This is a genomic window from Gammaproteobacteria bacterium (assembly GCA_016195665.1).
Classification (GTDB): Bacteria; Pseudomonadota; Gammaproteobacteria; order SURF-13; family SURF-13; genus JACPZD01.
In genome coordinates this window covers 298,970-325,219 of sequence record JACPZD010000001.1, presented here as the reverse complement: position 1 = coordinate 325,219, position 26,250 = coordinate 298,970, and the positions used below count along the sequence as shown (strand labels likewise).

At 58.8% G+C, this 26,250-nt stretch carries 28 protein-coding genes; 13 read left to right on the top strand and 15 right to left on the bottom strand.

The features are described 5' to 3' along the window. Position 1 precedes the first annotated feature (1 nt). Positions 2–409, top strand: coding sequence for a hypothetical protein (locus HY028_01655; protein MBI3343577.1), 408 nt, complete (start codon positions 2–4; stop codon positions 407–409). Between the two features lie 97 nt (positions 410–506). After that, positions 507–872 (top strand): hypothetical protein, encoded by a 366-nt coding sequence (locus HY028_01650; GenBank protein MBI3343576.1) that lies wholly within the window; start codon positions 507–509, stop codon positions 870–872. Between the two features lie 112 nt (positions 873–984). Here the strand turns inward: HY028_01650 and HY028_01645 are convergent, their stop codons facing one another. The 7 genes from HY028_01645 to HY028_01615 all read right to left on the bottom strand — a co-directional run bounded on the left by HY028_01645 (position 985) and on the right by HY028_01615 (position 7,828). Beyond that, positions 985–1,503: a hypothetical protein gene (locus HY028_01645; protein ID MBI3343575.1), complete on the bottom strand. Its 519-nt coding sequence runs from the start codon at positions 1,501–1,503 to the stop codon at positions 985–987. Beyond that, positions 1,500–2,012, bottom strand: coding sequence for a cytochrome oxidase (locus HY028_01640; protein ID MBI3343574.1), 513 nt, complete (start codon positions 2,010–2,012; stop codon positions 1,500–1,502). Before HY028_01640 ends, HY028_01645 begins: the two co-directional genes overlap by 4 nt. Before the next feature lie 324 nt (positions 2,013–2,336). Further along, the gene (gene ggt / locus HY028_01635) at positions 2,337–4,007 is read right to left on the bottom strand and encodes a gamma-glutamyltransferase (protein MBI3343573.1); all 1,671 of its coding nucleotides are present in this window, start codon (positions 4,005–4,007) and stop codon (positions 2,337–2,339) included. Between the two features lies 1 nt (position 4,008). Further along, the gene (gene coaD / locus HY028_01630; protein MBI3343572.1) at positions 4,009–4,488 is read right to left on the bottom strand and encodes a pantetheine-phosphate adenylyltransferase; all 480 of its coding nucleotides are present in this window, start codon (positions 4,486–4,488) and stop codon (positions 4,009–4,011) included. Beyond that, positions 4,485–5,045, bottom strand: coding sequence for a 16S rRNA (guanine(966)-N(2))-methyltransferase RsmD (rsmD, locus tag HY028_01625; protein MBI3343571.1), 561 nt, complete (start codon positions 5,043–5,045; stop codon positions 4,485–4,487). Before rsmD ends, coaD begins: the two co-directional genes overlap by 4 nt. Before the next feature lie 13 nt (positions 5,046–5,058). Next, positions 5,059–6,456, bottom strand: coding sequence for an insulinase family protein (locus HY028_01620; protein MBI3343570.1), 1,398 nt, complete (start codon positions 6,454–6,456; stop codon positions 5,059–5,061). Beyond that, complete coding sequence (locus HY028_01615; protein ID MBI3343569.1) at positions 6,446–7,828, bottom strand: insulinase family protein; 1,383 nt, start codon at positions 7,826–7,828, stop codon at positions 6,446–6,448. Before HY028_01615 ends, HY028_01620 begins: the two co-directional genes overlap by 11 nt. An 81-nt stretch (positions 7,829–7,909) precedes the next feature. Between HY028_01615 and ftsY the strand changes: the two genes are divergently transcribed. From ftsY to rpoH, 5 genes are all read left to right on the top strand, one after another. Next, complete coding sequence (ftsY, locus tag HY028_01610) at positions 7,910–8,992, top strand: signal recognition particle-docking protein FtsY (protein ID MBI3343568.1); 1,083 nt, start codon at positions 7,910–7,912, stop codon at positions 8,990–8,992. 47 nt (positions 8,993–9,039) lie between these two features. Next, a complete protein-coding gene (ftsE, locus tag HY028_01605; GenBank protein MBI3343567.1) occupies positions 9,040–9,729 on the top strand; it encodes a cell division ATP-binding protein FtsE in 690 nt (229 codons plus the stop codon). Further along, positions 9,704–10,750 (top strand): ABC transporter permease, encoded by a 1,047-nt coding sequence (locus tag HY028_01600; GenBank protein MBI3343566.1) that lies wholly within the window; start codon positions 9,704–9,706, stop codon positions 10,748–10,750. Before ftsE ends, HY028_01600 begins: the two co-directional genes overlap by 26 nt. Positions 10,751–10,821: 71 nt before the next feature. Beyond that, positions 10,822–12,258 (top strand): response regulator, encoded by a 1,437-nt coding sequence (locus HY028_01595; GenBank protein MBI3343565.1) that lies wholly within the window; start codon positions 10,822–10,824, stop codon positions 12,256–12,258. A 146-nt stretch (positions 12,259–12,404) separates the two neighbouring features. After that, the gene (gene rpoH, locus HY028_01590; protein MBI3343564.1) at positions 12,405–13,259 is read left to right on the top strand and encodes an RNA polymerase sigma factor RpoH; all 855 of its coding nucleotides are present in this window, start codon (positions 12,405–12,407) and stop codon (positions 13,257–13,259) included. A gap of 171 nt (positions 13,260–13,430) precedes the next feature. Here the strand turns inward: rpoH and bioD are convergent, their stop codons facing one another. The 5 genes from bioD to bioB form a co-directional block, all read right to left on the bottom strand. Further along, entirely contained in the window at positions 13,431–14,108 is a 678-nt protein-coding gene (bioD, locus tag HY028_01585) for a dethiobiotin synthase (GenBank protein MBI3343563.1), read from the bottom strand. Next, positions 14,105–15,007 carry a malonyl-ACP O-methyltransferase BioC gene (gene bioC / locus HY028_01580; protein ID MBI3343562.1) on the bottom strand — a complete coding sequence of 301 codons (903 nt, stop codon included), beginning with the start codon at positions 15,005–15,007 and terminating at the stop codon, positions 14,105–14,107. Before bioC ends, bioD begins: the two co-directional genes overlap by 4 nt. Further along, positions 15,000–15,767, bottom strand: coding sequence for a pimeloyl-ACP methyl ester esterase BioH (gene bioH, locus HY028_01575; GenBank protein MBI3343561.1), 768 nt, complete (start codon positions 15,765–15,767; stop codon positions 15,000–15,002). Before bioH ends, bioC begins: the two co-directional genes overlap by 8 nt. Further along, the gene (gene bioF, locus HY028_01570; protein MBI3343560.1) at positions 15,764–16,924 is read right to left on the bottom strand and encodes an 8-amino-7-oxononanoate synthase; all 1,161 of its coding nucleotides are present in this window, start codon (positions 16,922–16,924) and stop codon (positions 15,764–15,766) included. The genes bioH and bioF overlap by 4 nt, the downstream gene beginning before the upstream one ends. A gap of 99 nt (positions 16,925–17,023) precedes the next feature. After that, the gene (bioB, locus tag HY028_01565) at positions 17,024–18,064 is read right to left on the bottom strand and encodes a biotin synthase BioB (GenBank protein ID MBI3343559.1); all 1,041 of its coding nucleotides are present in this window, start codon (positions 18,062–18,064) and stop codon (positions 17,024–17,026) included. A 43-nt stretch (positions 18,065–18,107) separates the two neighbouring features. Here bioB and HY028_01560 point away from each other — a divergent pair, with 43 nt between their 5' ends. The 3 genes from HY028_01560 to HY028_01550 all read left to right on the top strand — a co-directional run bounded on the left by HY028_01560 (position 18,108) and on the right by HY028_01550 (position 21,956). Further along, positions 18,108–18,821, top strand: coding sequence for a ComF family protein (locus HY028_01560; GenBank protein ID MBI3343558.1), 714 nt, complete (start codon positions 18,108–18,110; stop codon positions 18,819–18,821). Between the two features lie 403 nt (positions 18,822–19,224). Continuing rightward, entirely contained in the window at positions 19,225–21,087 is a 1,863-nt protein-coding gene (locus tag HY028_01555) for a S8 family serine peptidase (protein MBI3343557.1), read from the top strand. 98 nt (positions 21,088–21,185) lie between these two features. Then, complete coding sequence (locus tag HY028_01550) at positions 21,186–21,956, top strand: hypothetical protein (GenBank protein MBI3343556.1); 771 nt, start codon at positions 21,186–21,188, stop codon at positions 21,954–21,956. A gap of 24 nt (positions 21,957–21,980) precedes the next feature. Here HY028_01550 and trmB read toward each other — a convergent pair whose 3' ends face one another. After that, on the bottom strand, positions 21,981–22,673 hold the full coding sequence (gene trmB / locus HY028_01545) for a tRNA (guanosine(46)-N7)-methyltransferase TrmB (protein MBI3343555.1): 693 nt from the start codon (positions 22,671–22,673) through the stop codon (positions 21,981–21,983). Positions 22,674–22,725: 52 nt separating this feature from the next. Here trmB and HY028_01540 point away from each other — a divergent pair, with 52 nt between their 5' ends. Together HY028_01540 and HY028_01535 are read left to right on the top strand one after the other, a co-directional pair. Beyond that, positions 22,726–22,968, top strand: coding sequence for a hypothetical protein (locus tag HY028_01540; protein MBI3343554.1), 243 nt, complete (start codon positions 22,726–22,728; stop codon positions 22,966–22,968). Further along, positions 22,968–23,306 carry a type II toxin-antitoxin system PemK/MazF family toxin gene (locus tag HY028_01535; protein ID MBI3343553.1) on the top strand — a complete coding sequence of 113 codons (339 nt, stop codon included), beginning with the start codon at positions 22,968–22,970 and terminating at the stop codon, positions 23,304–23,306. Before HY028_01540 ends, HY028_01535 begins: the two co-directional genes overlap by 1 nt. Positions 23,307–23,320: 14 nt before the next feature. Here HY028_01535 and HY028_01530 read toward each other — a convergent pair whose 3' ends face one another. Both HY028_01530 and thiS read right to left on the bottom strand, forming a co-directional pair. Beyond that, entirely contained in the window at positions 23,321–24,130 is an 810-nt protein-coding gene (locus HY028_01530) for a thiazole synthase (GenBank protein ID MBI3343552.1), read from the bottom strand. 3 nt (positions 24,131–24,133) lie between these two features. Next, entirely contained in the window at positions 24,134–24,334 is a 201-nt protein-coding gene (gene thiS, locus HY028_01525; GenBank protein MBI3343551.1) for a sulfur carrier protein ThiS, read from the bottom strand. Positions 24,335–24,408: 74 nt separating this feature from the next. Between thiS and HY028_01520 the strand changes: the two genes are divergently transcribed. Continuing rightward, on the top strand, positions 24,409–26,217 hold the full coding sequence (locus HY028_01520; protein MBI3343550.1) for a long-chain fatty acid--CoA ligase: 1,809 nt from the start codon (positions 24,409–24,411) through the stop codon (positions 26,215–26,217). The last annotated feature ends 33 nt before the right edge of the window (positions 26,218–26,250 follow it).

Genomic DNA, 26,250 nt, shown 5'->3' with positions numbered 1-26,250 from the left:
TATGCAGCAGGATGAGGAAAAAAACGGGAGTGAACCGGGGACCCCCGATTGGGGCGTCGAGAAGCCGGATCATTACGGTTATGCCTCGGACGAGGAACGCCGCATGAAGCGTGGCCTGGAAGACTGGGAGCTGGTCGAGAAAATCCCCGAGTCGCAGCGCAATCTCCCGTATTGGTTTGTCGCGGTGGTCGTTGTCGTTACGCTGATTGCCGTGGGTTTGAGTTTTCCGTTTTGGGGAGACCGTCCCGGACATCCGCGCCCGTGGTTCGACTGGGGCTTCGCCGCGGCCCTGGTGTACATTGCGGCGGGATTTGCATTTGTATACTACATGGTCAACATGTACGGCTCCAAGCGTGCGGGTAAACTGGATAGTGATAAATCCAAGGACGACGATGAGAAAAACGATTAGCAGGCTGTTGAAAAACAGCTTGCGTGTTGAAAAAGGCCCAGGATGGCCTTTTTCAACAAACTATTAGCCGCGCCCTATGGCTGTAAGATCGTTAGTCATGGCGCTATTATCCGTGTGCGCCGTGGCCTGCGGGACTGATGAATCACGGTTACCTGTACAACGCTGGCAAGATGTCGTGATCGGGGTGGAGACGCGCCCAGCTCCGGTGGTGGTGGGGATGAATGAATTTCTGGTGTCGGGGACGCGCCCGCCGCGCCGCGCCGCGCACGATCTGTTGGTGTCTATCCGCATGAGTGACGCAGATCCGTGGGTGCAGTCCATCCAGGACGGCCATACCGGGGTATACCGCCGTGCGCTGAACGTGGGGGATGGGCCGCAGACCCTGCAGGTACGGCTTAAGCATGGTGCGGATGAAACGGTGTTGCGCTATCCGTTGCCGCGAGCTGCGGCAACGTCAAACTGAGCATAGAAGCCATTTTTACCGCAGAGGACGCGGAGGAATACGATAAAATACTGGTTTGCTTCCCCTCCGTGTCCTCTGCGGTGAAGCGTCTTCGGCGGGTTACGGCTAACGCCTAGCGCGCCTTCCGGTTCACCCGCTTTAGCAACGCCGGGCTTTCCACCCAGTGGCGCAGCAATAAAATCTTTTCGCCGCCTCGCGCCGCCGCGCAGCGCGGGCAGGTGAGATGACTGAGGTACAACTCCAGCGGCCGTTTCCCCGATTGCACCAGGGCACTTTGCATCCGGCGCACGCTTAGTGCAAGGCTGCCGATACCGCCCTCATGTAAAAATCCGCGCACCTGAAAAGGGTTGGGAAGATACTCCAGTCCGCGCGCGGGTGAGGTCGCGGGTTCCAGCAGCCGCAGGAGCTTTCCGCGCAACAGGCCGGTGCGCATCAGCACCAAGCCGGGCCAGCGTTCGGTGAGGTTGAGGCGTTCCAGCGTCTGCTGCTGCCGCTTTACCTGCAGTTCGTAACCCATCGGCATGTGTAGAAACATCGGTGCGGACACCGTATGCACTAGTTGTCCGGCTAGATTGATGTCCTGATCGTGCCAGCCGGGGAAGCTCCCGGGGCAGTTGCACTCAAGCCTCATGGACGGCTTTTATAGATATCCCTGGCCGTCAAGAAGATATTGGCGAAATAACACCAAAAACCAATACCCATCACGGTGGAAACCGCCGCGATGACGGGCGGGTAATAACGATGGGCCTCTTCCACCTTTGCGGGATGCTCGAGATACAAAAAACCTTCCCAGATGCCGAAGAACAGCAGCGTGCTGTAAAAACCGGTCACCCCGAGGCTGACCCACCAGAAGGTGTGATTCACCAGCCGCAGGGAATAGAGCGGACGGTTGGACAACACGGGGAGTAAATAATAGCTTGCAGCCATCACCAGCAGCACCACGCCGCCGACCATGTTGATATGGGCGTGGGCGAGCGGGTCTATCATGTGGCCGGGTCCGCCGTAGGGGCTGCCGATGGAGTCCAGCCAGACGCGAATCGGGTGTATCACCTGCAGCACGCCGTGTACGGTGCCGACAAGAAAGAACACGGCCGACATCACGACGAACTTTATAAGTGGATGGGGGGGCGATTTGTGCATTACGGACATGTTGGCAACAGCTACCGGACAGGGGTGCTCTAGCCTGCCGGTAGCTCAGGGATAAGCCGCGTTGCGAAGCAACGCGACGGGCGGGGTTGGGCTTGCGCAGCCTGACCTACGCGATTTACTTTCTGGGCGGGGTGAGATTCTTCAGCGCGACGTTGGTGATCGCGATAGCAAGCAAGATAAAGCCGCCGAAAATAATGATCGGAATAATCATGGATGCAGGCATGGAGGGCTCCTACGGTTATGTGAGTTAAAAGTGCTAAAAATGAAAGCCATTATAGTCAACCCGCCGGTACGGCGCAAGGTGGTCCGAGGCAGCTAGCGGACCTCTGCCTGCCCTATCCCGCGCGGGTCGCTGGCGGCCTTGACGGTCCTGTTTCGCCGGTCCCAGAACACCGCCTGCATGTTGCCGTAGGGCCGTTCCAGGGGCTCTAACGTGTGGCCCATCTTTTCAAGACCCGTAACCAGTTCCCTGGAAAACGCGCCAGGTTCATATTGCACCGCATCGGGCAGAAACTGGTGGTGATACCGTGGCAAAGTTACCCAGGACTCCGGTTCATGACCGGCTGCATGGTCCAGCGTGGCGAGTAAAACCATCGAGATAATCCGGCTGCCGCCGGGCGTGCCGAGGATCGCCACGCCACGCTTATCCTCCAGAAAGGTCGGTGTCATACTCGAGAGCGGTCGTTTGCCGGGCGCAATGGCATTGGCCTCCCCGCCCACCAGGCCGTAGACATTCGGCGCCCCCGGCTTGGCGGAAAAGTCGTCCATCTCATCGTTTAGCAATACACCCGTGCCGGGGGCCATAAAACCCGAACCGAAGGGGAAGTTGATACTCATCGTCGCGGCGACGCGATTGCCTTCTTTGTCGAGCACCGAGAAATGCGTAGTGTCTCCAACCGCCGGGATCAGGGGATTTTGTCCCGGCAGGCTGGCGCTGGGCATGGCTCGGTCGCTGCGGATGGAGGCGCGCAGGCCCGCGGCGTAGAACGGATGGGTGAGTTGCGCCACGTCCACCTTGACGTAGTCCGGGTCACCCAAATACTCGGCGCGGTCACGGTAGGCGCGGCGCATGGCTTCTAGGGTGAGGTGCGTGCGGGTGAGAGCCGGTAGTTCGTCGAATTTATAGCCTGCCAGGATATTAAGCGTAGTGAGCAGCGCGACACCGCCCGAGGAAGGCGGGGCGGCGGTGGTTATTTTTATCCCATGATAGTTGCCGCGTACAGGTTTACGCTCCATTACGCTATAGTTGGCGAAATCATCGAGTGACCAGATGCCGCCCGCGCTGCGCACGCCGTCCACCAAGCGTTGCGCAACAGTTCCGCCGTAAAATCCGTTTACGCCATGCACTGCGATGTTCTCCAATGTTTTTGCCAGGTCGGGCTGTTTAATGAGATAACCGGGTTCCGGGACTTCGTTGTTGTGCAAGAACACGGCGGCTGCCGCAGGTGATGCACGCAGCGCATTGAGACGAAAACCGGCCATGCCCCGATACGATTCATTGACGGCAAAGCCGGCGCGCGCAAATTTAATGGCGGGAGCGAGACTCTTTTTGAGCGGCAGCCTTCCATAATGTTGGGCGAGATGCACGATGGCCGCAGGTGTGCCGGGAATGCCGGCGGCCAGCGCGCCGTCCACGGAGAGATTCGAGACGACTTCTCCACTGTCATCGAGGTACATGTCGCGCCGCGCGGCGAGCGGGGCCTTTTCGCGCCCGTCCAGCATGGTTTCAAAGCCATCCCTGACACGGTGCAGCAGCCAGAAACCACCGCCGCCCAGACCGGAGCTCATCGGCTCGACGACGGCGAGCGCCGCCGTCACCGCGACCGCTGCATCAAAGGCATTGCCGCCCGCGGAGAGGACTTCATGGCCGGCCCGGGTGGCGAGCGGATGGGCGCTGGCGATGGCGGCGGCGGATGGTTGGTCGGCGAGTGCCTGGGTCCCGATCGTAACGATCAGGAGTAGCAGTAGCCGCGCTCGCCACTGCATCTTAACGTCTATGGACGGCGAGCGCGGCGCTGACCGCCGGGTGTACAAACTCCGAGACATCGCCACCGAGCGCAGCGATCTCGCGCACCAGACTCGATGAGATATAGGCATATTGTTCAGCGGGTGTTAAAAACAAGGTTTCGACTCGAGGCGCAAGCCTGCGATTCATGCCAGCCAGTTGAAATTCATGCTCGAAGTCCGACACCGCGCGCAGACCGCGAAGTATCACCTGCGCCCCGCGCGCCTTAACGAAATCGGCGAGCAGGGTATCGAAGCTGACGACCTCGACATTTTTTAATTCGGCCAGCACCGTGTGCGCCAGTTCCACGCGCTTGGCCAGCGATAGCGCCGGGACCTTGGTGGGATTCGCCGCGATCGCCACGATTACCCGATCAAATAATTTCGCCGCGCGCTGTACCAAATCACTGTGCCCCTTGGTGATCGGGTCGAAGGTGCCGGGATAGATTGCGGTGATGTTCATGTTGTCGCGGCTAGCTCTCTAGTCGCTAAATGATACCCTACTTGACCGGCTTTTTGGCTGCGTTTTAGCTGCCAATTAGCGGGTAAGGCGGGTGGGCCGAGGGCCGACTCGGATTCCAGATAGATGTGGGCCGAGGGGGCGAGCCAGCCATGCTCTTCTAACAATTTACAGCAGGGTTCCAGCAAGCCTTGGCCGAACGGCGGGTCGAGAAATACAATGTCAAAGGTTGATTTCCGGTGCGGCGACTGGAGCCAGGTCAAGGCGTCGGCCGCTACCAGGGTTGCGCCCGGCGCACCGAGGGTCGCAACATTTTCCTTAAGGCGGGCGATGACTTGTGGGTCACGGTCTACCATGACGACCTCGGTGGCGCCGCGCGATAGCGCCTCTAAGCCCAGAGCGCCGCTGCCGGCGAACAGATCCAGACAGCGAGCGCCTTCGATGATAGGCGCCAGCCAATTGAACAAGGTCTCGCGCACCCGATCCGGCGTCGGACGTAGCCCCTCGACATCGGGGAAGCCCAGCCGGCGACTACGCCAGCGACCGCCGATGATGCGCAGTTGATTGGGGCGTTTAGTTTTGGTTGGCTTGCGCGCCGCCACCGACGATGACCGTGACCATCTGTTCAGGTTTGATGCGGCGCTTAAAGGCGTCGCGGATCTGTTCCAGGGTAACCTGCTCGACCTTGCGGTTGTAGCCGTCCAGGTAGTCGAGCGGCAACTGGTAAAAACCGATCAGCGCAAGATAGTCGAGCAGATTGGCGTTGCTGTCTATGCGCAGCGCAAAGCCGCCGGTGATATTCTGCTTGGCGGCTTTGAGCTCGGCGGGAGTCGGGCCATTCTCGACGTAGTTTTTCAGCGTATCTCGTAACACCTTGAGGGCCGCTTCGGTCTGTTCGTTGCGGGTTTGCAGGCCGAGGGTGTATGGCCCCGGTTCACGCATCGGCTGGAAGTAACTATAGGTGCTGTAGGAGAGTCCGCGCTTTTCGCGGATTTCCTCGGCAAGCCGTGCGACCAGGCCGTTGCCGCCGAGGATGTGATTGCCGACGACCAGCGGGAAATAGTCGGGGTCGTTGCGGCTGATGCCGGGCTGGCCGACCAGGATGTGGGTCTGTGCGGAGCTGTACGGAATCTGCACGTTCTGGGCGCTCTCCAGGCCGGCCACCTTTGGCAGTGCCGGGGCGGCCTCGCCTTCGGGCAGCTTGCCTGCCAGCGTCCCGGCAATAGCCTCCGCCTCCTTGCGCGTGACCGCGCCGACGATGGCGACCACGGCATTGCGCGCCACGTAATAGCGGTTGTGAAAGGCGATCAGGTCATCGCGGGTGAGTTGCTTTATGCTGTCCGGATTGCCGAGCGCCTGCGTGGCATACGGATGTTCGCCGTACACGGCCTTAAAGAAGGTCTTGCCGGCTATCTCGCCGGGGGATTGTTCTTGCGCCTGGAGATGGGTAAGCACCCGGCTCTGCTCGCGCTCGAAGCCATTTTGCGGAAAGCTCGGCTGCGTCAGGATCGTCGCGACGGTCTGCAAGGCCGGCTGCAGCAGCTCGGATTTGGTCAGGCTGCGCAGGCTGATGCTCGCCATGTCACGGTCCGCGCCGGTGCCGAATTGCGCGCCGAGATCGGCGAAGCGCTCAGCAATCTGATCGGCGTTAAGCTCGCCGTCAGCCGTCTTGGCGCCGTCGTCGAGCAGGCCGTTGGTCAGCGCGGCGAGCCCGGGCTTGCCGCCGTCGCGTGCGCTGCCCGCATCAAACACCATCCGCACGTCCACCATGGGTAATTCCGGCGCTGCGACAAAGTAGACGCGCGCGCCGTTTTGGGTTTGCCACTGTTCAATCTGCGGCCCGGCTTGGGCTGCCAGGGGCAGCAGCAAGAACAAAAACAGAATCCATCGCGTAACCGTACTGCTTACGGCAGAGTCAGGCGTGAGGCGTGAGGGGTGAGGGGTGAGGGGGTTCCATAACCTAACGTACATTGCCGCCTCCTAAGTGACCGTCCGACGGCCCGCGCGGTTTCTTGTTGGGGTCGAGGGGGAGCGGTTCCAGCACTGCGACGGTGAGCCGGTCGTCGTTCAGATAATTACGCGCGACCTGTTGGATCTGTTGTGCGGTGACCGCGTTGATGCGATCGAGATAGCTATCCTGCAACCGCCAGTCGAGGCCGACGGTCACCAAGGTTCCGATCTGCATCGCCTGGCCGAAGGTGGAGTCCTGCTCATAGACCTTGCCGGCCACGACCTGCGCCTTGATGCGGGCAAGCTCCGCCTCGCTCACTGGCTCGTCCTGCAGGCGTTTGATCTGGTCACGCAGCGCCTGCTCAAGCTCGGCGACGCTGCGGCCCTGTGCGGGCGTGCCCTCGATCGTGAACAGATCAGGGACGCGGGAATACAGGTTATACCCCGCACCGGCGCTCGCGGCGATGCGTTCTTCGCGCACCAGGTGCTTGGCGAGTCGCGCGCTGTTGCCGCCGGACAGAATTCCCGACAACACCTCCAGGGCATAGGGTTCCCAGTCCGTGTCTTGCGCAGCAGTCAGCGACGGCGTCTGGTAACCCATGATGAGATATGGCAGCTCGGCCGGGGCCTTCACTATCGCCCGCCGTAGGCCCTTTTGCTCGACCTCGCGGCGCGGTTTAAGCGGCATCAATTTACTGGGTTTGAGCGGCCCAAAATATTTCTTGGCGAGAGCAAACACCTCCTCGGGCTGCACATCGCCTACCACCACCACGGTGGCGTTGTTGGGCGCATACCAGGTTTTGTACCACTGCTTCAAATCATCGAGAGTCATATTCTCGAGATCGTCCATCCAGCCGATCACCGGGTTCTGGTAAGGGCCGTTATGAAACGCCGTGGCGGCGAAATGCTCATAGGTGAGCGATTCGGGGTCGTCGTCGGTGCGCAGCCGGCGCTCCTCCATCACCACTTGGACCTCCTTGACGAACTCCTCCTGCTTGAGCAGCAGGTTGCGCATGCGGTCGGACTCCAGTTCGAAGCTCACCGGCAGGCGCGATTTTTCCAGTTGCTGGTAATACGCCGTGTAGTCGCGGCCGGTGAAGGCGTTTTCCCGGCCGCCGTTGGCGGAGATGATGCGCGAGGCCTCATTGGGACCGTGTTTGCGGGTGCCCTTGAACATCATGTGTTCCAGTACATGCGATAGCCCGGTGACGCCGCTGTGCTCGTAGCTGGAGCCGACCTTGTACCAGACCTGTGAGACGACCACCGGCGCGCGGTGATCCTCCTTGACGATCAATTTAAGACCGTTGTCCAGTTTGAATTCATGGACCTCGCCAGGCGAGGCGGCGGCCGTCCAAGCGGCGCAGAGCAGTATGATGAGAAATAATCTGGGCATCTGATAAATCCTTATGGTTCGTCTAACCCTGGCCTGAGTGATAGGATAACGTATCCAGCGCATCCTATGACCTAAAAAGCCATGTTCAGTTTCAGAAAAGACAAATCGCCACCCTCGGCCGCCGCGACGGGTGACGCAAGCTCTGACGTACAGGGAAGAGCGCCAGCGAAGGGTCCTACTAATGTCGCGGGAGGCAGGATGCCGGGAGCGACCGCCGGCGTCGAGTCTCCCGCCGCAACGGGGCGGGGCCTGTTCTCGCGTCTCAAGACCTCGCTCGGCCGCACCCGCAGCAACCTGGGCGAGGGCCTCTCCCGGCTGGTGCTCGGTAAGCGGCAGATTGACGGGGCGCTGTTGGAGGAGATCGAGACGCAGTTGTTGAGCGCCGATCTTGGCGTGGAGGCGACGCAGGCGATCATCGAGGATCTGACTGCGCGCGTGGCGCGGCGTCAATTAAGCGATGCGGCGGCCCTATTTGCCGCGCTGCGCGCAGACCTGTTTGCCATCCTGGAGCCGTGCAGCCGTCCCCTAGAGATAATCCCAGGCGTGCGGCCGTTTGTGATACTGATGGTTGGCATCAACGGCGCGGGCAAGACCACCAGCATCGGCAAACTCGCCAAGCGGTTGCAAGGCCAGGGCCACTCGGTGCTGCTGGCCGCCGGCGACACCTTTCGCGCCGCAGCCATCGAACAGTTGCAGGTCTGGGGTGAGCGCAACGCCATTCCGGTGATCGCTCAGCACAGCGGCGCGGATTCCGCCTCGGTGATCTACGACGCTATACAGGCCGCCAAGGCGCGCGGTACGGACGTGCTGATCGCCGACACTGCGGGCCGCCTGCACACCCAAGGCAATCTGATGGAGGAACTGAAAAAGGTCAAACGGGTGATCGCCAAGGCCGACCCCGGCGCGCCCCATGAGGTGCTGCTGGTGCTGGATGCCGGCACCGGCCAGAACGCCCTGACCCAGGCAAGTCAATTTCACCAGGCGGTGGGCGTGACCGGCGTCATCCTCACCAAACTCGACGGTACCGCCAAGGGCGGCGTCATCTTCGCCATCGCCAAGAAACTCGGTTTGCCTATACGCTACATCGGCGTCGGCGAAGGGATAGAAGATCTACGTGAATTCAACGCCGCGGAATTCGTGGAGGCGTTGTTTGAAAATGGGTAGGGCCGAATTTATTCGGCCGATATGCGAATGAATTCGCACCTACAGTTATGATCCACTTCCACCAGGTCTCCAAGCGCTATCCCGGCGGTTATGAGGCGCTGAACCGACTGGATTTTGAACTCCAGCGCGGCGAGATGGCCTTCCTCACCGGCCACTCCGGCGCCGGCAAAAGCACGGTGCTGAAGCTCATCACCCTGCTGGAGCGCGCGAGCAGCGGTCAGATCATCGTCAACGGACAAAACCTGTCGGCGCTCGGCAATCGGCGCATCCCTTATCTGCGCCGCAGCATCGGCATGGTCTTCCAGAGTCATAGGCTGCTCAATGACCACACGGTGTTCGACAATGTCGCGCTGCCGCTGATGATCGCCGGCCTCGGTGCAGCGGAGACCGGCCGGCGGGTGCGCGCCGCGCTGGACAAGGTGGGATTGCTCGGCAAGGAGCGGTTCTATCCCCTGGTCCTGTCGGGCGGCGAGCAGCAGCGCGTCGGTATCGCCCGCGCCGTGGTCAACAAGCCGCCGCTGTTGCTCGCCGACGAGCCGACCGGCAATCTCGACCCGGAGCTGTCGCGCGAGATCATGAAGCTGTTTCAGCAATTCAATCAGTTCGGTGTAACGGTGCTGATTGCAAGCCACGATGTGAGCCTCATCGAGAGCCTGTCGCAGCGCACGCTCACCCTCAAAAACGGCCGGCTGACCGGCGATAGTAAGGCGCATGAAGAATCTCTTCGGCAGCGGTAGGCGCCGCACGGGGGCGACACCCGTTGCGCGCGAGAAGCTGCAACGGCCGTTGGAACAACCGGAAGCCAGACTTTCTGCGCCCGCACCCCGGCGCCGCTTTGGCGCCTTTATCCTGTTACACCTGCAGGCGTTTGTCGCCACGCTCGGACAGTTGAGCCGCTCCCCTATCGCCACCTTAATGACGGCCGCCGTCATCGGCATCGCGCTCGCCTTGCCCGCCGGGCTGTATGCGGTATTGAGCCCTATTCAGGCGCATAGCACACAATGGCACGACGAGCGGCAGATTTCGGTCTTTCTCAAGCCCGGGGTCGGCGACGCTCAGGCAAGCGCGCTCGCCGGGCGATTGCGCACGCTGCCGGGTGTGTCGCAGGTCAAGCTGATTAGCCGCTCTCAAGGGTTCGAGGAGATGCGCAAACAGAGCGGTTTTGCCGAGGCCTTGGCGATGTTGGATGAGAATCCCCTGCCGGCTCTGCTAGTGGTCTATCCCACGCCGCCTCCCGCAGGAACTTCGCCGGCTCAGGCAGTCACGGAACTGCTCACCACGCTACGGGCGCTCCCCGAGGCCGACGCCGTGCAGTTTGATATGCAATGGCTACAGCGTTTGGAGGCGATTCTGCGGGTCGTCGAGCGCGGCGTGACGCTGCTGGCCGGTCTGTTGGCGCTCGGCGTGTTGCTGATCGTGAGTAACACCCTCCGCCTGGCGATACTAAACCGCCGCGAGGAGATCGAGATCATCAAGCTGATAGGCGCGACCGATGCCTTTATCCGCCGCCCGTTTCTCTACCTTGGCCTCGGCTATGGGCTGCTCGGCGGGGTCATCGCCTGGGCGCTGGTGACGCTTGCCCTGGGACTGCTGCGCGGCCCAATAGAACAGCTCGCGAGGCTTTATAGCAGCGATTTCCAACTGATCCACTTAAGCCTTAAAGGCAGTCTCGTGTTGCTGAGCCTGGGAGGGGCGCTTGGCCTGTTCGGTGCTTTGCTGGCCGTACACAGGCACTTGGCCGCCATTGAGCCGACGTAACACCCTGGTATGAATTATGCAGAGCCCTATCAGATGTTGTATTGGCTGACTTAAGAAGGGGTAAGACTGGGGTGGAAAAACGAACAACAAGCATCATGATCGTGGATGACTCCGAGGTCTCGCGCACGCTGATTGCGCGCAGCCTGCGGGCGGAGATGGGCAATGCCCGCATCACCGCCTGCGCCACCGCAAGCGAGGCCTTGGGCTATCTTACCACCATCAAGTTCGATCTCATCACCACCGCCCTGTTGCTTCCCGACATGGATGGCCTCGACCTCAGCCGGCGTATCCGTGAGACCGCCATCCAGCGCTATACCCCCATTATTGTCGTCTCAGGCAATGCGGACGACCGGTTGCTGCGCGAAGGCTTTGCCGCCGGCGTCACGGACTATTTTGATAAATCACAGGGTTATGCCGAGTTTGTAAGCTTCATCAAGGCCTTCACTCAGCGGAATCTCGGTTTGGTGGGCAGGGTACTTTATGTGGAGGACAGCCCCACCGCCGCGGAGATCACACGCCGTGTGATGGAAACGCACGGTTTGCAGGTGGAGCGGGTCAGCACCGCGGAACAGGCCTTGAGTCTGCTGGAGCGGAACGCGCCGGAGGACGAGCCGGAGGTGGACATCGTCATCACCGACTTTTTCCTCAAGGGCAAAATGACGGGTGGCGATTTGCTGCACGCCATCCGCACCAAGCTACGTTACTCCCAGCAAGAGCTGCCGGTGTTGGTGGTCACCTCCATCAGCAATGAGAAAAAGCAGGCTGAGGTGTTCCATGCCGGGGCGAACGATTTTGTCACCAAGCCCATTGTGGCCGAGGTGCTCATGGCCCGGGTACGTTCACTGCTGCTCATCAAGCAGCAATTCACCGCCCTTAAGCATCAGGCCGAGGAGATGAGCCGTCTGGCCACCACGGACAGTCTGACAGGGGCGCATAACCGGCGTTACCTGTTCGACCACGGTAGTCGCAGCCTCGAAAAAGAGTCCAGCCGCCCGCTATGCGTATATTTGATAGATATAGACCATTTCAAGAAAATAAACGACAATTATGGCCATATCGCAGGAGATCGTGTACTAGTCTTGATCGCGCAGGCGCTCAGCCAGCATTTTATAGAAGGGACTAAATCTGCGGAAGCAATGGAGACCGGCAGGCGGCTGGGGGAAGTAGCTTACCGGCACACCGAGGGCGACCCTATCGTCGCAAGGTTTGGCGGGGAGGAGTTTGCCATCCTGGTACCACACTGTGGAGAAAGTGAAGCCCTGGCCCAGGCCGAGGAACTGCGGCGACGTATTGAGTCCCTGAACCCTATAAATATTCCCTTGACGATCAGCGTAGGGGTCGCCTCCACCTTGTATCACCCGGAGGTCTCGCTGACCCGGTTGTTCAGCCACGCAGACCAGGCGCTCTATGCCGCCAAAAAGGCGGGGAGGAACTGTACGTATGTGTGTAACCAGCAAGGGCTGGTGGCCGTTAATGACGAAGCCAGGCGGGCTACCGGCCAAAACTGAACTTTCCGGCCTTGTATCACTCTTAAGTAACTGTAAGATAGTTGAAATATCAGTGGTTTTTATCATTCCTGGGGTTAGCTAATAGCTAGATCCGCTGCAAATTCGCCGCGGCATGGTAAAATTGAACCGCTACTTGAGGTAAGACGATGAGACAGACCTTTAATCTCCAGTTGGCTACACCTATAGGCAGTCTGGATACCTATATCCGGGCGGTGAAAACGATACCGGTGCTGAGTGCCGAGGAAGAATTCGCTCTTGCGGTCAGCCTGCAAGAACACAACGATCTCAGTGCGGCGCAGCGTCTCATCATGGCCCACCTGCGTTTTGTGGTGCACATCGCGCGCGGCTATTCAGGCTATGGCTTGGCGCTGGGTGACCTCATTCAGGAAGGCAACATCGGCCTCATGAAGGCGGTGCGGCGCTTCGACCCCCGCATGAAGGTCCGTTTGGTGTCGTTTGCCGTGCACTGGATCCGCGCCGAAATCCACGAATTCGTCCTGCGCAACTGGCGCATCGTCAAGATGGCGACCACCAAGGCGCAACGCAAACTGTTCTTTAATCTGCGCGGCGCCAAGAAACGCCTGGGCTGGTTCAACCAGGAAGAGGTCAATGCCGTGGCGAAAGACCTCGGCGTGAGCCCCGAGGCCGTGCGCGAGATGGAGATGCGTCTCAGCGGTCAAGACATCTCGTTCGATGCCGATGAGGACGATGAAGACGAGGCGCCCAACTTCGCGCCCGCCGCCTATCTGCAAGACTTGCGTATGGAACCCGCGCGGCAAGTGGAGCAGCAAGATACCACTGAAAGCGGCAGCGAACAGCTCAACCGCGCCCTCGCCAACCTCGATCCACGCAGCCGCGACATCCTCGCCCGGCGCTGGCTGGCCGAAAAGAAATCCACCCTGCAGGACCTCGCCAAGCGCCACAAGGTTTCTGCCGAGCGCATCCGCCAGCTTGAAAACAACGCCATCAAAAAGCTGAAGGCGGCGCTAGCAGGCTGTTGAAAAACAGCCTGCGTGCAGCCCACGGATGGGCTGCCATTTTTCAAACACGCTGTATGTGTTTGAAAAATGGAGTAAAGCGAAAATGACATTTTTCGCTTTACGTGTTGAAAAAGCCCATGGAAGGGCTTTTTCAACATCCTGCTGGTCGCTTGATGCCTATCTTGAAGGTGACTACGCTGAGTCAGGAAGCGTAAGCAGTGTGGCGATCCTGTTTGGATCTAACGCTGCAAGATAAGGGATAGTGCCCAACAAGGGCGCTGAAATCCGTGCCTGCAAGGCCTCGATGTTCCGCGCCTGTTGGGGCATATTCGCAGTGATGCAATTCGCCACCCAGCCCGCCAGACGCACGTTATGCCGGGCGATGCTCTCGACCGTGAGTAAAGCATGATTCAGACAACCTAAGCGCAATCCCACGACCAGGATCACGAGCAAACCCAATTGCTCAACCAAGTCTGCGCTGGTCTCACTCTCATTGAGCGGCACCAGCCAGCCGCCCACGCCTTCCACAACCACAACGTCCGCGCGCTGTACGACAATGTCGTACAGCGCTTTGATATGCGAGAGATCAATGCGTATCCCGGCGTCTTGCGCGGCAAGGTGCGGGGCGATCGGCGGATGAAACAGATAGGGATTTACTTCTTCGTAGCCGAGCGGCAAGGTGGCCTGCCGTTGCAACAGTAAGGCGTCTTCATTGCGTAAGCCTTCACCAGTCTCGACCACCCCACAAGCTACGGGTTTCATGGCCGCCGTGCGATAGCCTGCAACGGCGAACGCCTGCAGCAGGCCCAGCGTCACCCAGGTCTTACCGACATCCGTGTCGGTGCCGGTGACGAAAAAACCGCGTGTCATGCTGCTTTGCGACCGCGCAGGCTGCTGAGAGGAATGCTGACCACTCCGTCGCGGGAGGTTAGTTGAGGCATAGTTTCCGGCGCCCAGGCGTGACCGTAGACAACTTCATAACTCGCCGGTAAGACCCCGTCCTTGCGATAAGTCTCGTAAGCGGTTGTAAGCCGGTGCAGGCGTCCCTTGCCGGTGAGTCCGTGCGGGCGGCCCGCCATGACGTTGTGCGCGCCGATGTTTTTCAGATCGCGCATCAATGTATTGAGGTCAGGATAGGTCAGCGTATAACGCTCCACATCCATCACCGGATTGGCGAAGCGCGCGCGCACAAGGGCGTCGCCGATGTCGTGCATATCCATGAAGGCATTCACGTGACTGTACTGGTCCACTTTGCTCCAACTCGCGCGCAGTTCTTTGAGTGTGTCGGGGCCGAAGGTAGAAAACATCAGCAGGCCACCGGGCCTGAGCACCCGGTAAAATTCGCTCAACGCTTGATCCAGGTCGTTGCACCACTGCAAACTGAGATTGGAAAAGATCATGTCCACACTGCCGGTCAGCAGCGGCAGCGATTCAATGTCGCCACAAACAAAGGTCTGGCGACGAGTAAACCATTTGCTTAAAAACGAAACCCGCTTGCACGCCTCAAGCAGCATGCCGCGGGCGATGTCCAGGGAGATGATTGTGGCGCCGTTATAACGCTGGGCGAGCGCCTTGCCGGGTGCGCCGGCGCCGGCGCCGGCGTCGAGTATCACTGACGGGTGGATGTGCATGAGGTCGAGGCGTTCCAGCATCCGCCGTCCGACTTCGTGTTGCAGCACTGCGTTTTTATCATATTCGCGCGCGGCTCTTTCGAAGGCGCGCCGCATGAGCCTTTTATCGAGCCGGTAGAGTTCAGGAAGTTCAGTCATATAAAAATTCGTTGAGGGCTAGCAAAAACTCAGGGGGATGTGAAAGGAACGGCGCATGTCCCGACTTCGGCAGGGTGAACAATTTTCCATTAGGCAAATTCGCCGCCAGATAGTCACCGGCCTGTAATGGAATCAACGGGTCACGTTCCCCGGCGATCACCAGCGCCGGTGAGGTGATGCGCGCCAGTTGAGTGCGGAGATCGGCGTCGCGCAGAATGTTTAATCCTCCCCGCAAAGCCGCCGTTGCGGGCAGGCCGTGGCGAAATACGGCATGGTTTAGGGCGGCAAGGCTTGCCTGTGCCCGTTCGCTGCCGCGCAATTGCAATGCGAGAAATCGCCTTATCGTTTTTTTGGCGTCGTGTTCCAGCTCTTGCGCAAATTGTTCCAACACCTCTGAGCTGATGCCGTGAGACCAATCGACAGAACATGTGAACTTTGGGGTACTCGCAACCAAGATCAGTTTTGTCACACGTTCAGGGTGGATCGCGGCGAATTGCATGGCCAGCATCCCGCCGAGCGACCAGCCGAGCCATATTGCTGGTTGAGGGACAACGGACAAGATCCGTTCGGCGAGAATTTGCAGCGTGTAAGATTCGGGGATCGCTGCGCTGCGTCCATGACCCGGGAGGTCTACGCAGGTGACGCGGAAATCTTTTGCAAGGTGCGCGGCCGTTTCCTCCCATACACCACCATGCAATCCCCAGCCGTGTAGTAGCACTATATCCGGTCCGTTGCCCAGCGCTTCACTATACAGACTCATGCGTCAACGACGTCAGCCAAGGTTTCCAGCAGACGGTCTATATGCTGTTCCGTGTGCGCGGCGGAAAGGGTGATGCGCAGACGCGCCTGGCCTTTGGGTATGGTCGGCGGGTGGATGGCGGTAATCACTATCCCGCGCGCATAGAGTTTTTCGCTGAGCGCGAGCGCCCGCTCACTCTCGCCAACGATGAGCGGCTGGATGGGGGTTGCAGAGGGTAAAAGGGGTAAGCCAAGTTGGGCAGCACCGCTACGAAAGCGCGTGATGAGTGAAAACAGATGTTCACGCCGCCAGCCCTCGCTTTGTACTAGCTTGAGACTTGCTCGCGCGGCCTCGGCGAGTGCGGGCGGCAGCGCGGTGGTGTAAATATAGCTGCGCGCCTGTTGAATAAGTGTCTCGATCAACTCTTCACTTCCCGCGACAAACGCGCCAAAGACGCCGAAGGCCTTGCCCAGCGTACCCATAAGAACAGGAACATCGTCCGGGTTTATTGCGAGATGCTCCAGGGTTCCCCTGCCGGTTTTCCCAAGCACGCCCAAGCCGTGCGCGTCGTCTATCATGAGACGGGCGTTGTAGTCGCGCGCCAACTCCGCAAGCGCAGATACCGGCGCAAGATCGCCATCCATGCTGAATACGCCATCGCTGACAATGAGTGCAAGTTTGTCGGCGCGTACAAGCTGATTCCTTAACGTACTCATGTCGCCATGCGGATAACGCCGCAGCCGGGCGCGGGATAAAACCGCCGCATCAACGAGTGAGGCGTGATTGAGGCGGTCTTCGTACACCGTGTCGCGTGGAGCCGTCAGCGCGCCGATGGCACCGAGGTTGGCCATGTAGCCGGTGGAGAACAACAAGGCGCGGGGTCGCCCGGTGAACTCGGCCAGTTCTTCTTCGAGGGCGTGGTGCGCCGCGCTGTGGCCGGTGATCAAATGCGAGGCACCGCTGCCGACGCCGTAACGCGCCGCGCCGTCTTGTAGCGCCTTGATTACCTGAGGATGATTGGCGAGGCCGAGATAATCGTTGCTACAGAACGAAAGACAGTGTCGTCCCTCTATGACAATTTCTGCGCCTTGCGGACTTTGCAGAATGCGGCGCTTGCGGCAGAGGTGTTGCCGGCGGCGGAGTTCTAGTTCATCGGCAAGACGTTGATCCAGATTCACGTCGAGGCACCTCTAAAAATTAGAGGCGCCTCGCGGTACAGGGACGTACCGTTCATTTTTCAAACACGTTAGTGTTTGAAAAATGGAGAAAAGCAAAAGTCACGTCTTTTGCTTTTCGTCTCTAAAAATTGCAGGGACGCAATTTTTAGAGGTTCCCATTGGCGATATGCCCAACTTTTCCAGCAAGACCTTGTCCTGCTGCGCCTCTGGATTGCCGGTGGTGAGCAGCTTGTCGCCGTAAAAGATCGAGTTGGCCCCGGCGAGGAAGCACAAGGCCTGCATCGTTTCCGGCATCTGCTGGCGGCCCGCGGAGAGGCGGACCCGGCTCTTGGGCAGAGTGATGCGCGCGACCGCGATGGTGCGTATGAATTCAAAAGGATCGAGCGCCTCTGTGCCGTGCAACGGTGTGCCCTCGATTTGCACTAAATTATTGATCGGCACGCTCTCCGGTTGCGGGTCCATATGGGCCAATTGCGCGATCAACCCCGCGCGTTCGCGGCGCGTCTCGCCCATACCAATGATGCCACCACAGCAGACTTTAATCCCCGCCGTACGCACCTGCTCCAGCGTATTGAGGCGGTCTTCATAGCCGCGCGTGGAAATAATTTCGCCGTAAAATTCAGGTGAAGTGTCGAGGTTGTGGTTGTAGTAATCAAGCCCGGCCTCTTTGAGCTGATTTGCCTGATTCTCTTGCAGCATGCCGAGTGTGGCGCAGGTCTCCAGGCCCAGTTCGCCCACGGCCTTGACCATCGCTATGACCGGCGTCAGGTCTTTTTGCTTCGGTCCGCGCCAGGCCGCACCCATGCAGAAACGCGTTGCGCCGTTGGCCTTGGCGGCGCGGGCGGCTTCCAATACCGTTTCAAGCGGCAGCAAAGCCTGATTTTCTACGCCGGTGTGATAGCGTGCGGCCTGCGGACAATAGCCGCAATCCTCCGGGCAGCCGCCGGTCTTGATGGAAATCAAGGTGGAAAGCTGCACCTCATTGGGATTGAAATGCAGGCGGTGAACGGATTGGGCGCGAAACAGTAAATCGTTAAACGGTAATTCAAACAGCGCCTCAATTTCCGCAAGGCTGAATTTCTTAAGGATATTTTGAGCGCCGGTCTCAGGGGGCTCGAAGGTCGCATTGGGATAGTTCATAATCTGGGCATGATAACGGCTCCAGCAGGGCTGTCAACCTGATATGAACCTTTCGGTTAACGATTGGGCAAAAAAACTACAACACTGGCTTTATCCTCCCGCCTGCGTCCTGTGCGGTAACGCAGTTAAAGAGGGTGATTTGTGTAGCGGCTGTGCAGTTGAGCTTCCTTACAATGCCGCAGCGTGCACACGCTGCGCCTTGCCGCTGACTAGCGCGGCAGAACTCTGCGGCCAATGTCTGCAAGACCCGCCCAGCTATGACAGCGCGGTAAGCCTGTTCCGCTACGCCTATCCGGCCGATCATCTGATTTTGCGCTTGAAGTTCCAGGCGCAACTTCACCTTGCGCGCGCACTGGGCGAACTGCTGGCTGAACATCTCAAGGACCAGATGCAAGCGATGCCGGAGATCATCATTCCCGTGCCGCTGCATCGCTCCCGGCTGCGCGAGCGCGGCTTTAATCAGGCCCTGGAAATCGCCCGGCCCATCGCGCGTGGTTTGAGCATTCCGGTGGACTATAAAAGCTGCGAACGGGTGCGCAAGACCTCGGCGCAATCGCTACTGCCCGCCGCCGAGCGGCGCAAAAATATCAAAGGTGCGTTTCGCGTTACACGGCCCATAGCAGCCCGGCATGTGGCGATTCTGGATGACGTGATGACTACCGGTCACACCGTGCAGGAATTGGCCGCGACACTGCGCAAAGCGGGCGTGGAAAGAATTGATGTGTGGGTACTGGCGCGGGCGGCATGGGATCAGTGACAGACTCCCCGATGAAGGCCTTGACGGGCGATTCAAAGAGCAGTAGCCTGAACTTCATAGATCTGTAACAAAACGGTGATCGTGCTGTAACAGTTATCTCGTAGCTTAATGACTGGTGTTCTAACCCCCCGAATCAAGAGGAGAGAAACATGCGTCTTTCAAGCAAGCTTAACATAGCGCTGTATCTGGTCACTGCGTTGGCCTCGGCCGGCCTCTATGCCGCTGCCCCCCCCCCCCGCAACTAAAGCCAGAAGTCACTGAGCTTATTCTGCTCTACAATAAAAACGCCGCAGACGATCCTGCTACCCCCGATGAACTGATTGCCGCTGTTAAGAACCCGACTGCCAATGCGCGCAATCAAAGTCTATACAACCGCCTGGGCAATCCCAAAGACGCCCGCTATTTGATTCACCAACGCATCGAATTTCCGCCCATACTACCGGGACCACGCGAAGAGCCGCCGGAGGTTAAACTCCAACAATACATTGTCCTCAATTTCCCGAGTGCAGCGGAAGCCGGGCAAACCAAGGGCAGATTGGCGCAGGATCCCAACATCCTCTGGGTAGGTGAGAATGGTTCTGTGGAGTTCTCGGTCACCCCCAGCGACCCCTACGTGCAACCTGTCACCTCCCCGTTGGGCTACCAATGGGGTCTTTATGTTCTCAACATGTTCCCCGCCTGGGATGTCGTGCGCGGCAGCGCCTACATCGGGCATATTGATTCTGGTATTCAAATCAATCACCCCGATCTCGTTGGAAAATACCGTCCGCAATTTGCCTACAATGCGGCCACCCCTGGGGCGTCGGTGGATGAGTATCCGTTTTTCTTTAATGCAGCAGGCCACGGCACTCATACTGCGGGGATTATTGCAGCGGAGACAGCCTATCCCAACGCACAGTACGGCCACCCCAATCCGACGGCCCGAGGCGTTGCGGGCATGTGTTGGAACTGTACCCTGATCATTACCAGGGTTTCCCCTGCTGGTAACAATAATCTGACCGAAACAGCGATCATCAATGGTATTTACTGGACGGTTAACTCAGGCGCTCAAATACTGAACATGAGTTTCGGACAGAGAAACCTCAACAAAAATTGCCCAGCTAACCCCTATGAAGCTTACTGTCAGGCCCTGCAATTTGCAGCGAACCGCAGCGTGGTTATCGCGGCTGCGGCTGGAAATTTTAAGGAAGATACCATACTCCAGTTTCCTGCGAATGACAGTCGAACCATCGCAGTCGGAGCAACTCAAAGCAATGGCGCACTATGGGTTGAAAATCCGCCGGCTCCAAGTGGTGAAAGTGGCTCAACCAAGGGTCCGGGCATGGACACTCGTGGCGTGGTGGCGCCTGGCCGCGATATCCTTTCAACCTTTTATCAGGGAGCTACGTGGAGTTCAGGGTTACGCTGCGCGGACTACGGTTCGTGGAGCTGGTCGAACGATCAATCGGGCTATGGCAACTGCACCGGCACCTCCATGGCGACGCCGCATATCACCGGGCTGGTGGGCTTGATGCGCTCGGTCAACCCACTCTTATCGGCCACCGATATTCGCAGTCGTTTATTGGGGGCCTCAAATAATGCCTATGCACCCAATCAACAGATCGGCTACGGCCTTCCTAATGCTTATTCCGCCGTAACCTCGGTGCTGTCGACTACTAACCGGCTTACCCCGCTATTCGCCTTCTATGGCGTCAATGTGTATGACTATTTCTACACCACCGTGCCGCAGATGGCCTTGGCGGCAATGTCGGGGACGCTGCCTCCTTACGTTACCTCATTCTCACCAGTAAACCTTTACAGTAATATCGGCAACACCATTTCGGAGTATCCAAATTTTCCAAACTCCGGACCAGCGCGCGCCCAGGCATGGGTGTTTACCACTCACCGCAATCCGTATAATTCCAGTGTTGAGTTAAGGCCGCTGTACCGCCTGAGCTACAAGTGCGGCGATCCGGTACAGGGGGCAACAGTTTGTAGCCAATACCCCTACCATGTGGATCACGTTTACAGCACGGATTACAACGAAGCCAAAAATTATATCGCCGCCGGCTACAAATACGACGGCATCGAGGGCTATGTGTACCCGTATGGCTATGCACAGCCGCCGGGCACGGAGCTTTTAATCCGGGCCTATAAAACTAGCATAGATGACCATGCGATCTTCCCCCAAAGTGAACAGGCCAACATGGCGGCCCAAGGTTATACCTCTTACATCGGCTACTTGGGTTATGTGTATCGCAACAATGGCTATCGCCCAAGTTATTGATTTGATGCCCCATCAGGGCTTGCCTCAAGCACGGCCAAGAGCTATTTACTCATGAACAATGGCTTATGCCCGGTGCGCGACTTCATTATGGAGAATCTATGAACACGTCACGGATATCGCTATCGCGTTGCCTGCTGCTCGTGCTGTTGTTAGGTAGCATGTTCCCAGCCTCGGCGGCAAATTTAACCATACTTCCGGCCAATCCTAAGGGGCAGGATACTGTTTACTTGCAAGCATTAGCTGCAGAAATTGGTAGCGTAGCCTCGTCTACTGTACGGGTGTCTATGGTGGCCAATAAAATCATTGTATATTATGAAGTAGAGGTTCAGTTTCTCGGCCAGGCTCCATTACCACTCGATGTCACTCTGGGACGATTTCCCGCCGGAAGCTATCAAGTAGAGTTACGATCAGGGAATGCGAATTTCTTCACCGTGGTGGGAACCCGCCAGTTCACTGTTAGCGATGAAAATATCAACCGTCCCGCGTCCTTTCCGCTGCTTGATTACACAGGATTATGGTGGAACACGGCTGAATCCGGTTGGGGTCTCAGCATCACTCAGATGAACGATAAATTGTTTGCCGCCTGGTATGTCTATGATCCGGCGGGCAGAGCCACTTGGTACACCCTACAGCCTGGATCCTGGGAAATCGCGGAGACTTTTACCTCGAGCACTTCAAAATTCGCTTACAGCGGTAAAGTTTACAAAACCACCGGCCCTTACTGGGCCAACCCATTCAACCCCTCGTCAGTGAGTACCACCCAAGTAGGTACGGGCAAGCTGACCTTCACCAGTTACAACCAGGCCAAGTTTGACTACACCATCGAAGGCATCACCGGCTCCAAGAACATAATACGGTTTGAGTTTTGAGATCAAACTACCCCGGTTGGATAATCACGGCTGTTTTGAAAAGATCAGATCCCACACCTCATGACCCAACCGTTGGCCACGTCGTTCGAATTTGGTGAGCGGACGATAATCCGGGCGGGGTGAGTAATTGCCGGCGCCGGCGGCGTTGACGAACCCGGGCGCGTTGCTCATAACGTCCAGCGCCTGTTCGGCGTACTCTTGCCAGTCGGTGGCGAAATGGAATACCCTGTTCGGCTTAAGCTTTTGCGCGATCAGCTCCACAAATTGTTCTTGCACCAGGCGCCGTTTATGATGGCGGCGCTTGGGCCACGGATCGGGAAAGAATAAATGCACGGCGTCAAGACTGTTGTCAGGAATTTGCTGTTCCAGCACCTGTACCGCATCGGCGCACATCACGCGCACATTGCTTAAGCCCCGCCATTCGATCTGCCGCAATAGACTGCCTACGCCGGGACGATGTACCTCGATGCCAAGATAATCCTGCTCGGGATGGGCTTCGGCCATCGCCGCCAGCGCATCGCCCATGCCAAAGCCGATCTCCACAGCGCGCGGAGCGCACCTTCCGAACAAGACATCAAGATCAAGATCTGTATTCATCGGATTTACGCCGTAACACCCCCAAAGCGTGTCCAGCGCCTCGCGCTGAGCGGACGTCATGCGCCCCTGGCGCAGCACGTAGCTGCGGACGGTACGCAGTGGTTTTTCGGTGTCTTGCATAGTGACGTTCCCACCCTGTTGACTCGGGTATAACTATTGTTATACTAGGTTTATGAAAACCGCTATTTCAATTCCAGAACCTGTTTTTCAATCCGCCGAGCGACTGGCCCGCCGCCTGGGGGTGTCGCGCAGTGAGCTGTATTCCACTGCGGTGCTGGCTCTTATTAAACGATATTCCACTGATGGTGTGACGGAGCGGCTTAATCAGATCTATGACGCGGATATACAATCAGCCGGGCTGGACAAGGTTGTGGAGCGGCTGCAATTCAAGACCTTGACCAAGAAAAAGCGTTGATCAAACGGGGAGAGATATGGTGGGCGTCACTTCCCGAGCCCAGCGGTTCTGCTCCGGGGTTTCGCCGCCCGTTGGTTGTCCTCCAGTCGGACAGCTTTAACCGAAGCCGCATCAGCACTATTATTGCGGCGGTGATTACTTCCAATCTCAGGCTGGCTGATGCGCCCGCTAATGTGCTGGTTTCCGCCAAAATTGCCGGGCTGAAGAAGGATTCGGTCATCAATGTCTCCCAACTCATCACCGTTGATAAGTCCTATTTAACCGAGAAGACCGGTAAGTTACCGGCTAAGCTCTTGCAAGAGTTGGAGGAAGGTTTACGGCTGGTTCTCGCGCTTTAACGCGCGTGCTTGAACTAGAAAAACGTACCATCAATCGGCGACGAGGCGCTGGCGTACAGCTTGCGCGGCATGCGACCGGCGCGATAGGCCTCGCGGCCGGCCTCGATGGCCTTCTTCATCGCAGAGGCCATCAGCACCGGGTTCTTCGCCGCGGCGATAGCGGTGTTCATGAGCACGCCGTCGCAGCCGAGTTCCATGGCAATCGCCGCGTCCGAGGCGGTGCCGACGCCTGCGTCCACCAGAATCGGTACCTTGGCGTTTTCGACGATCATGCGGATGTTGTAGGGATTGCGTATGCCGAGTCCTGAACCGATTGGCGCGGCGAGCGGCATGACTGCAACGCAGCCCATCTCCTCTAAACGCTTGGCGATGAGCACATCGTCGGTCGTGTAGACCATGACTTTGAAGCCGTCCTTAACCAGGGTCTCGGTGGCCTTGAGGGTCTCCGTGATGTCGGGAAACAGCGTCTTCGGATCGCCGAGCACTTCGAGTTTGACCAGGTCATGGCCGTCGAGCAGTTCACGCGCGAGACGGCAGGTGCGGATCGCGTCCTCGGCGGTGTAACAGCCGGCAGTGTTGGGGAGTATGGTATATTTGTCAGGCGGCAGCACGTCGAGCAGGTTGGGCTCGTTGGGATTTTGACCGATGTTGGTGCGGCGGATCGCGATGGTGACGATTTCCGCGCCACTGGCCTTGATGGCGTGGCGCGTTTCGTCCAGGTCGCGGTATTTGCCGGTGCCGACCAGTAACCGCGAGTGATAGTGCTTGCCCGCGATAACCAGCGGGTCACTGCCGGTGATTTCAGTAACCAAAACAGCGCTCATGGTTTACCCGCCCCCAATAGCACGCACGATCTCCAACCGATCGCCGGAGTGCAGGGTGTGCAAGGGGTAATGGCTGCGTGGCACGATCTCGCGGTTGACCTCGGCGGCGATGCGCTGGCCGGTGAGGTCCAATTCGTCGAGCAGGCGCGAGACGTTACAGCCCTCGGGCACTTGGCGCGCTTGACCATTGACAAAGATTTCGATAAAACCCACCTTTCTGCTCCTCGCGCGGTTCGGCCACATTCCATGACACACGTTATTTTGAAGGTATCCGCCTCATGACGCAATGGATAAAGGACATCATTCCCCTGGAACAGGCGAGCACCCTCGATGGCCTGTTCCTTGAGCGGGTGCGCCGCAGCCCTCAGGCACCTGCCTACCGCAGCTATGACAAGGCCACCGGCGCTTGGGTAGACAGTACCTGGGCGGAGACAGCCGGTGAGGTAGCGCGCTGGCGTACGGCGCTGGCGTCCGAGGATCTCCAGCCGGGCGACCGGGTGGCGATCTTGATGCGCAACAGCAGGGAGTGGGTGATCTTCGAGCAGGCTGCGCTATCGTTGGGCCTGGTCGTGGTGTCGCTCTATACCGATGACCGGCCCGACAATACCGCCTATATGTTGGACGATAGCGCAGCCAGGTTGCTATTGGTGCAGGATGCCACGCAATGGCGGCGTCTGCAGGCGACTGTACAGCCGTTGGCCGGCCTCAGCCGTATTCTCATCGGCGGCAGTGGGCAGCAGTTCGACAATGACGCGAGGATACAGAACCTGTCGGACTGGCTTACGCAAGCAGCCGAGGCCGCGGTGGAGTCGCACGACCACGGTCCGCAACAGCTTGCCTACATCGTGTATACCTCCGGCACGACGGGGCGGCCCAAGGGTGTGATGTTGAGTCACCATAATGTACTGACCAGCGCCGCAGGGGGATTGTGGGTGCTGGAGGTCTATCCGCAAGATGTGTTTTTGTCCATGTTGCCCGTATCGCACACCTTCGAGCGCACGCTGGGTTATTACTCGCCGATGATGGCGGGCGCCACGGTGGCGTATTGCCGCTCTATCCCGCAATTAGCCGAGGATCTGCTGGCGGTGCGTCCCACGGTAATGATTTGTGTGCCGCGGGTGTTCGAGCGGATCTATACCCGGGTTCAGAGTCAGTTGCAAAAACGTTCCTGGCTGGGCCGCCGCTTGTTTTGCCTGACGATAGACATCGGCTGGCGGCGCTTCGAGGTGGCGCAAGGACGCGCATCGCGCACCCCCGGCCTGCTGCTTTGGCCGCTGCTGGAGAGGCTGGTGGCGCGCAAGTTTCTGGCCCGGCTGGGCGGGCGCATGCGCTGGGCCGCGAGCGGCGGCGCTGGGCTGCCGGCCCCGGTTGCGCGCATGTTTATCGGTTTGGGATTACCCATCGCGCAGGGCTACGGACTCACTGAAACGAGCCCGCTCATCAGCGGCAACCGGTTGGACGACAACGATCCCGCCAGCGTCGGCGTGCCCATCCCGGGCATGGAGGTGCGCATCGGCGAGCAGAGTGAGCTGCTGGCGCGCGGCCCCGGTGTAATGCAGGGCTACTGGAACAATCACACGGCGACCTATCAGATGATAGACGCCGACGGCTGGCTGCACACCGGCGATCAGGCACGCATCGAGAACAACCATATTTATCTTACCGGGCGGATCAAGGATATCCTGGTGCTGTCCAATGGCGAAAAGGTACCGCCCACCGACATGGAGGCAACCATTACCCTCGACCCCCTGTTCGAGCAGGCGCTCATCGTCGGCGAAGGCCAGGCCTGGCTCGGCGCGTTGTTGGTGCTGAACCCGGAGCAATGGGACGGATTCGCCAAACATCTCAAGCTCGACCCGCTGGATCGCGCCAGCCTCACGGACAGCCGCACCCAGAGCGCCGTGCTGGCGCGCGTGGCGGAACAATTGCGCAGTTTTCCGGCCTATGCCAAGGTAAGGCGTGCCGCCTTGTTGCTGGATCCGTGGACGGTTGAAAACGGCTTGTTGTCTCTCACCCTGAAACTCAAGCGCAGCCAAGTCATCGAGCGCCACGCCGAGCTTATCCGGGGGTTGTTTGACAAAGCCTGAGCCCCCGCTGCTCGGGCTATGATAAAATTCACA

Bases quoted from the DNA above. Each gene is read 5' to 3' on its own strand.
- HY028_01540 (MBI3343554.1), top strand. From the start codon at position 22,726: ATGAAAACCGCTATTTCAATTCCAGAACCTGTTTTTCAATCCGCCGAG.
- HY028_01615 (MBI3343569.1), bottom strand. From the start codon at position 7,828: ATGCCCAGATTATTTCTCATCATACTGCTCTGCGCCGCTTGGACGGCC.
- trmB (MBI3343555.1), bottom strand. From the start codon at position 22,673: ATGCAAGACACCGAAAAACCACTGCGTACCGTCCGCAGCTACGTGCTG.
- HY028_01640 (MBI3343574.1), bottom strand. From the start codon at position 2,012: ATGCACAAATCGCCCCCCCATCCACTTATAAAGTTCGTCGTGATGTCG.
- ftsE (MBI3343567.1), top strand. From the start codon at position 9,040: ATGATCCACTTCCACCAGGTCTCCAAGCGCTATCCCGGCGGTTATGAG.
- bioB (MBI3343559.1), bottom strand. From the start codon at position 18,064: ATGAACTATCCCAATGCGACCTTCGAGCCCCCTGAGACCGGCGCTCAA.
- HY028_01620 (MBI3343570.1), bottom strand. From the start codon at position 6,456: ATGTACGTTAGGTTATGGAACCCCCTCACCCCTCACCCCTCACGCCTC.
- HY028_01560 (MBI3343558.1), top strand. From the start codon at position 18,108: ATGAACCTTTCGGTTAACGATTGGGCAAAAAAACTACAACACTGGCTT.
- ggt (MBI3343573.1), bottom strand. From the start codon at position 4,007: ATGCAGTGGCGAGCGCGGCTACTGCTACTCCTGATCGTTACGATCGGG.
- ftsY (MBI3343568.1), top strand. From the start codon at position 7,910: ATGTTCAGTTTCAGAAAAGACAAATCGCCACCCTCGGCCGCCGCGACG.
- HY028_01550 (MBI3343556.1), top strand. From the start codon at position 21,186: ATGAACACGTCACGGATATCGCTATCGCGTTGCCTGCTGCTCGTGCTG.
- bioD (MBI3343563.1), bottom strand. From the start codon at position 14,108: ATGACACGCGGTTTTTTCGTCACCGGCACCGACACGGATGTCGGTAAG.
- HY028_01530 (MBI3343552.1), bottom strand. From the start codon at position 24,130: ATGAGCGCTGTTTTGGTTACTGAAATCACCGGCAGTGACCCGCTGGTT.
- HY028_01600 (MBI3343566.1), top strand. From the start codon at position 9,704: ATGAAGAATCTCTTCGGCAGCGGTAGGCGCCGCACGGGGGCGACACCC.
- bioH (MBI3343561.1), bottom strand. From the start codon at position 15,767: ATGAGTCTGTATAGTGAAGCGCTGGGCAACGGACCGGATATAGTGCTA.
- HY028_01655 (MBI3343577.1), top strand. From the start codon at position 2: ATGCAGCAGGATGAGGAAAAAAACGGGAGTGAACCGGGGACCCCCGAT.
- coaD (MBI3343572.1), bottom strand. From the start codon at position 4,488: ATGAACATCACCGCAATCTATCCCGGCACCTTCGACCCGATCACCAAG.
- bioC (MBI3343562.1), bottom strand. From the start codon at position 15,007: ATGACTGAACTTCCTGAACTCTACCGGCTCGATAAAAGGCTCATGCGG.
- HY028_01650 (MBI3343576.1), top strand. From the start codon at position 507: ATGGCGCTATTATCCGTGTGCGCCGTGGCCTGCGGGACTGATGAATCA.
- HY028_01645 (MBI3343575.1), bottom strand. From the start codon at position 1,503: ATGAGGCTTGAGTGCAACTGCCCCGGGAGCTTCCCCGGCTGGCACGAT.
- rpoH (MBI3343564.1), top strand. From the start codon at position 12,405: ATGAGACAGACCTTTAATCTCCAGTTGGCTACACCTATAGGCAGTCTG.
- HY028_01520 (MBI3343550.1), top strand. From the start codon at position 24,409: ATGACGCAATGGATAAAGGACATCATTCCCCTGGAACAGGCGAGCACC.